This is a genomic window from Streptomyces sp. NH27 (assembly GCF_056859195.1).
In genome coordinates, this window is record NZ_JACEGK010000466.1 from 1 (window position 1) to 6,380 (window position 6,380).

General features: G+C 74.8%; 5 protein-coding genes. All 5 read right to left on the bottom strand.

The window, feature by feature from the left end; all coding sequences use genetic code 11:
• The coding region (locus tag AC13HU_RS29375) for a putative protein N(5)-glutamine methyltransferase (protein WP_483045001.1) at positions 1-533 on the bottom strand (533 nt) is incomplete at its 3' end.
• Positions 534-722: 189 nt separating this feature from the next.
• Complete coding sequence (locus AC13HU_RS29380) at positions 723-3,191, bottom strand: glycoside hydrolase family 2 protein (protein ID WP_483045002.1); 2,469 nt, start codon at positions 3,189-3,191, stop codon at positions 723-725.
• Positions 3,192-3,370: 179 nt separating this feature from the next.
• The gene (locus AC13HU_RS29385; protein ID WP_483045003.1) at positions 3,371-3,976 is read right to left on the bottom strand and encodes a hypothetical protein; all 606 of its coding nucleotides are present in this window, start codon (positions 3,974-3,976) and stop codon (positions 3,371-3,373) included.
• On the bottom strand, positions 3,973-5,394 hold the full coding sequence (locus tag AC13HU_RS29390; RefSeq protein ID WP_483045004.1) for a DUF58 domain-containing protein: 1,422 nt from the start codon (positions 5,392-5,394) through the stop codon (positions 3,973-3,975). Before AC13HU_RS29390 ends, AC13HU_RS29385 begins: the two co-directional genes overlap by 4 nt.
• On the bottom strand, positions 5,391-6,368 hold the full coding sequence (locus AC13HU_RS29395) for an AAA family ATPase (protein WP_483045005.1): 978 nt from the start codon (positions 6,366-6,368) through the stop codon (positions 5,391-5,393). Before AC13HU_RS29395 ends, AC13HU_RS29390 begins: the two co-directional genes overlap by 4 nt.
• Between the last annotated feature and the right edge of the window lie 12 nt (positions 6,369-6,380).

Genomic DNA, 6,380 nt, shown 5'->3' on the forward strand with positions numbered 1-6,380 from the left:
TAGGGGACGTTCGCGGCGAGCACGTCCACCCGGCCGCGCAGGCCGGCGGGGAGGGGCTCGAAGAGGTCGCCTTCGTACACCCGGCCGCCCACGGCCACGAGGTTGCGGCGGGCGCACCGTACGGCCGCGGGGTCGAGGTCGGTCGCGTGGAGTTCGACGCCGGGTACGGCAGCGGCGAGCGCGGCGCCGACCGCCCCTGACCCGCAGCACAGGTCCAGCACGACCGCGCCCGGGCGCAGCAGTGCGGCAGCGCGGGCGACGAGGAACTCGGTGCGCCGGCGCGGCACGAACACACCGGGGTCGACCTCGATCCGCAGCCCCGCGAACTCGGCCCAGCCGACCACGTGTTCAAGGGGCAGACCGTCCGCGCGCCGCGCCACCATGGCGGCCAGCTCGTCCGAAGTGCGGGCGGCCGAGAAGAGCAGGCTCGCCTCTTCCTCGGCGAAGACGCACCCGGCGGTGCGCAGTGCGGTGACGACGTCGTCCGTCCGCGGCCAAAGGGGTTGCGGGGAGCGGGAGATGGGTTCCGACATGGGTGCGGTGCCTTTCGGGGAAGCGTGCCGCGCTCCCCCGGCGATGCCGTCGCTGTGTGACGCCGACGTCAGTGCGCGCGGCCGTACGGTGGGAGCGACCGGTGTGTCGTACTGCGGTTGATCGGTCCCACCTCCTCGGCTCGTCGCGGGGCGCTGCGGCGCCGCGCCCGACCCTACCGTACGGCCCCCTTACCGTACGACCGCGGCGTTGACGGTGTGCAGGGCGGCGGCCGCGGCCTCGGCGGCGGGGTGCGACCATCCGCTGACGGTGATGGTGACGCTCTCGCCGGGCAGCAGCGTGGTCAGGCCGCGGTCGGCGGTCGCGTCCGGGCCGAGCCGGTCGGCCTGCAGCAGCAGGTCGCGCAGCAGTGTGCGGGCGGTGACAGTGATCTCGACCGCGGGCGCGGACCCGTCCGGGCCACCACCACCGTCGGCGTCGGCGTCGGCGCGCACGGCAAGCTCCAGGTCCCATCGCGGCTGCGGGTACCCGAAGTCCTTGTCCCGCGTGGGGAACCAGTACCCGCGCAGCTCGTCGGCGTCGGCGGTGAGCAGCTGCGTCGTACTGTCCGCGGCGGGCCGCAGCTGCTCGGGGACCGGCAGGTCGGCGACAGTGCGGGCGGCCGCGGTGAACGGCACCCGGGTCTCGGCGAGCACCTCGCCGTCGACCGCGACGCGGCGCAGCAGCACGCTGCCGGACCACTCCTGCCCGGCCTGGTTGACGACGGCGAGCACCAAGGCGCCGTCCCGCTCCTGGAAGGTCAGCAGCCGGTCGGCGTAGAGCCGCTTCAGCTCGTGGTGGAGCGGCTTGAGCCGTCCGTCGCCGTCGATCGCGGCCCATGAGGTCACCGGCCAGCAGTCGTTGAGCTGCCAGACGATCGTGCCGGCGCAGCGCGGCCAGTGCGAGCGCCAGTGCTCGATGCCGGTGGCGACGGCGCGGGCCTGGTTGACCTGGGTGAGGTAGTGCCAGGTGTCGAAGTCGGCCGGGACCGGGAAGTGGCGGGCCAAGCCGCGGTCGAGTTTGCCGTTGCCGTCGGCGGCCTTCTGGTGGTGCAGCATGCCGGGCGAGTCGGGTGCGAGCGGCTCGTCGCCGATCGCGCGGCGGGCGGTGGCGTAGGCGGGCGGTGCCTGCCATCCGAACTCGGCGACGAACCGCGGCACGCTGTCGCGGTATTCGGTGTAGTCGGTGCGGTTCCACACGTCCCAGGAGTGGGCGGTGCCGTGGCCGGGGTCGTTGGGGTGGTGCTGCCAGGAACCGGACCAGGGGCTGCCGGCCCAGTACGGGCGGGTCGGGTCGGTCTCGGCCACGATCCGCGGCAGCACGCCGAGGTAGTAGCCCTCGCCCCAGGAGTCGGTGGCCAGTTCGGGCTCCCACTCCCAGTCGCGGAAGGCCCACAGGTTCTCGTTGTTGCCGTTCCACAGCACCAGCGAGGGGTGCGGGGCCAGGCGGGCGACGTTCTCCCGGGCCTCTGCCTCGACCTCGGAGCGCAGCGGCTGCTCCTCGGGGTAGGCCGCGCACGCGAAGAGGAAGTCCTGCCAGACCAGCAGCCCCAACTCGTCGCAGGCGTCGTAGAAGTCGTCGCTCTCGTAGATCCCGCCGCCCCACACCCGGACCAGGTCCACGCCCGCGTCGGCGGCCTGTTCCAGCCGGGTCCGGTAGCGCAGCGCGTCGATCCGGCTGGGGAACACGTCGTCGGGGATCCAGTTCACGCCGCGCGCGAACAGCGCGGTGCCGTTCACCAGCAGGGTGAACGCCGAGCCGTGCGCGTCGGGCGCGGTGTCCAACTCGACGGTGCGGAACCCGATCCGCCGCTGCCAGCCGTCGAGCGGGGCGGCGCCGTCCAGGACGGTCACCTCGCAGTCGTACAGCGGCTGGTCGCCGTAGCCGCGCGGCCACCACAGCCGGGCATCGGGCACGTCGCAGGTGACGGTGAGGTGGTCGGTGCCGGGTGCGGCGGTGGCCTCGGTGACGCTGTCGCCGACCCGCAGCCGTACGGTCAGCGGGCGGGTCGCGCCGGAGGGGGTGCGTTCCAGGTCGATCCGGGCCTCGACCCGGCCGGTGCCCGCCGCGACGGTGACCAGCGGGATCACCCGGGCGAGCCGTGCGGTGGACCAGCGCTCGACGCGCACCTGCTTCCAGATCCCGGCGGTGACCAGCGTCGGCCCCCAGTCCCAGCCGAAGGAGCAGGCCATCTTGCGGAGGTACTGGAACGGCTCGGGGTACGAGTTCGGCCGGTCGCCGACCAGCGCGCGGACCCGTTCGGCCTCGGTGTAGGCGGAGGTGAACGCGACGGCGAGCGGGCTGCTGCCGCCGGTGTCCGTGTGGCCGGTGACGTCGAAACGGTAGCCGCGGTGCATGTTGCGGGTGGTGCCCAGCACGCGCCCGCCGAGCCGGACCTCGGCGACGGTGTCGAGCCCGTCGAAGACCAGGTCGGTGCGCTCGTGGCCGGGGCCGGCGAGCGGCGGCAGCACCGTTTCGTAGGTCCAGTCCGCGCGGCCGACCCACGCCACCTCGGTCTCGTTGCGGTCGAGATACGGGTCGGGGATCACCCCGGCGGCCATCAGGTCGGTGTGCACGCAGCCGGGCACCTGCGCGGGCACGCTGCCGCGGTCGGGAAGGCGCAGTTCCCAGCCGTCGGCGACCGGCGTGATGTCCTTCATTCCTGCTCCCTTGGCTGCTGGTGCGATGGCGCCGGTGGATGGCGCGGGTCAAACGGTAAAGCACCCGGAAAACGCTGTGCCAGCGGGGGACTTGGTGAGCGGGGAACCGTCCGCTGAACCGCTCCAGCGCGGCGCCCCGCCGGTTCGCCACCGGGGCCGTCGGTGCCCCGCTGCTCCCGCTACCGGCCGGCCGCCGGCCCCTTGCCGGCCGCGCCGCGGTCGACCGGGGCGCCGCCGCCGCGGTGGCGCAGGGCCAGCACCAGGCAGGTCGTGGTCGCGGCGACGGCCAGCGCGGCGACCAGCCGGGCCCACGAGGTGTGCGCCAGTGGCGCCTCGGCCGCGAGGAACACCAGCGCGCCGGCGGCTGCCGTCACCAGCGCCGTGCCGGGTTCGGGTCGGCCGGTGGGGGCGGTGGCGCCGGTGGTCCAGGCGTCGGTGAGCAGCAGGTAGGCCAGCAGCAGGACCGCGACGCACGCGCCGAGCCAGACCGGCGGGTCGGTCGTGGCGGCGATGACGATCGAGGCGGCCGCCAGGATGGTGCCGCGGCGCCGGGCGGCGAGCGCGGGCCACCGCATCGACGTCTGCGCGGGCCGCTCGTCGACCATCGGGCTCGCCCACCAGCCCAGCCCCGCGGCCACCACCACCAGCGCCATCGCCAGCTTGGAGCCGTGCACGACGGCCGGCGGGTCGCAAGCGGCCACCATCAGCACGGTGCCCAGGCAGCGGACGGCGAGCGGCGCGACGCGGGGGCCGCCTGCCGTACGGCTCACCTCCGTGCGGCTCATCGGGAACCTCCGTGGATACGGGTGCGCAGCAGCGGCGCCAGCGCCAAGTCGAGGGTCTGGCCGGGCTGGTGGGCGATGAGCGCGATACCGCGTTCGATCAGTGCGAACCGGATCGCCTGACGGTTCGCCCGCCACAGCCGCAGCGCCATGGCCGCCCGGTCGTCGCCGGGTTCGACCATCGGGTCGCCGGAGGGGATCTCCACGACCACCATCGGGTTGGCGCCGGCCCGGATCTGGTGCAGCGCGTCGAGGATGCGCTGGTCGGCGAGCGGGGTGAAGACGTAGACGAGGGCGCCCTCGGGCAGCGCGCGCGGCGCCAGCCGGATCGGCCCGGCGCCCCGGTTGCCGAAGTCCTTGCGGACCTCCAGCACGCTCTCCACGATCCGGTAGAAGTACGCGTCGCCGCCGCCGGGTTGCAGCCAGCGGGTGGTGCCGCCGACCGAGACCACGCCGACGCGGTCGTGGGTGCGCAGGTAGGCGCGGACGAGTCCGGCGGCGGCGCGGAAGGTCTCGTCCAGCGAGGACAGATCGGTCGCCGGGTCGCGGATGTCGCCGAGGACGTCGAGCATCACGACGGTGTCGGCGGCGCGTTCGGCGGCGAACTGGTGAAGTTGCAGGGACCCGCGCCGGGTGGTGGCGGGCCAGTTGATCCGGCGCTGCCGCTCGCCGCGGACGTACGGATGCACGCCGATCACCTCGATGCCCTCGCCGCGCTGCGGGGAGGCGTGCTCACCGAGCCGGGTCGGCAGCCGGACCGGGATCGGGGTGAGCCCGGCCGTGGTCGGCAGCGGGAAGACGGCCACCTCGCCGAGGTCGGCGCGCACGGTGCGGCGGGCCACTCCCCCGGCGTCGTAGAGGTCGATGTCCACGGTGCCGAGCGTCCAGCGGCCCCAGCGCTCGGCGGTGAACCGCAGTTCGAGGTGGGCGCGGCCGACGGCGAGCGCGTCCAGGCGCACTCCGTGGCCGAGGGTGACGCCGGGGTCGAGCCGGCCGACGGTGCCATCGTGCGCGACGGCGATCCGGGCCGTGACCTGCTCGCCCTCGAAGCAGCGCCGCACGTCGACCCGCACGGTGGTCTCGACCCGCTGCGGGCGGGGGCCGAGCGGCAGGGACACCGCGAGGAGCGTCAGCGGGATCGCGGCGAGCGCGAGCACCCACGCGTGGCCGCTGATCAGGGCGGCCGCCAGGCCGACCACGGCCACCGTGCTCCAGCCCAGGGCGCGTTCGCCGACCCGCCAGCCGTGTGGCGGCTCGGGCGGCGCGTGGGTGGCACCGCTGTCCATCGCCTGCCGCCCGCCCAGGGCGCGTTCGACGGCCCGCGCGCGCCGGTCCGCCGGGGCCCGGCGCACCCTGGTGCCGCCGGTGCTGCCGGGGCCGCCGGGCTTGGGCGCGTCACCGGGCGACGGCCAACCGGTCATGACGCGGTGGTGGCTCGGGGCAGGGTCTGCGGCGCCGGCACGGACGCGACGATCTCCCGAATCACCTCGTCCGCGTCGATCTGCCGCACCCACAACTCCGGCTTGAGCGTGACGCGGTGCGCCAGCGCCGGCACCGCCACCGACTTCACGTCCTCCGGCGTCGCGTAGTCCCGCAGCGCCATGACCGCGCGGGCGCGCGCCAGTTGCACCAGCGCCAGCCCGCCGCGCGGCGACGCCCCGACCTGCACGTGCTGGTGCCCCCGGGTCGCCCCCACCAGCGCCACCACGTACTCCAGCAGGTCGTCGTCCACCTCGACCTGTTCCACCGCGGCCCGCATCGCCAGCACCTCGCCCGGCCCCGACAGCGGCCTGAGCCGGGCCTCGGGCGCGGCGCGCGCCACCCGCGCCCGCAGCATGCCGACTTCCTCGACCGCGGCGAGGTATCCCATCCGTACCCGCAGCAGGAAGCGGTCCAACTGCGCCTCGGGCAGGGTGTACGTCCCCTCGTACTCGATCGGGTTCGCCGTCGCCACCACCACGAACGGGTCGGGCAGCGCCCGCGTGCTGCCGTCCACGGACACCTGCGACTCGGCCATCGCCTCCAGCAGCGCCGCCTGCGTCTTCGGCGGTGTCCGGTTCACCTCGTCGGCCAGCAGCAGGTGGGTGAAGACCGGTCCGGCCCGGAACACCATCTCGCCCGACCGCTGGTCGTAGAACGGCGCCCCGGTCACATCGGACGGCAGCAGGTCGGGGGTGAACTGGATGCGCCGGAAGTCCAGCCCCAGCACGGTCGCGAACGACCGTGCCAGCAGCGTCTTGCCCAGGCCCGGCAGGTCCTCGATCAGCACGTGCCCGCCGGCCAGGATCCCCAGCATCACCAGCGCCAGCGGCTCCGGCTTGCCCACGACCGCGCCCCGCACCTCGTCCAGCACCTCGGCCGCCCGGGCCCCGGCCTGCTGCGGCGACAGCGTCACAGTGTCCTGGAC

Excerpts from the sequence above, each read along its gene's own strand:
- AC13HU_RS29380 (WP_483045002.1), bottom strand. The coding sequence starts at position 3,191 with ATGAAGGACATCACGCCGGTCGCCGACGGCTGGGAACTGCGCCTTCCC.
- AC13HU_RS29385 (WP_483045003.1), bottom strand. The coding sequence starts at position 3,976 with ATGAGCCGCACGGAGGTGAGCCGTACGGCAGGCGGCCCCCGCGTCGCG.
- AC13HU_RS29390 (WP_483045004.1), bottom strand. The coding sequence starts at position 5,394 with ATGACCGGTTGGCCGTCGCCCGGTGACGCGCCCAAGCCCGGCGGCCCC.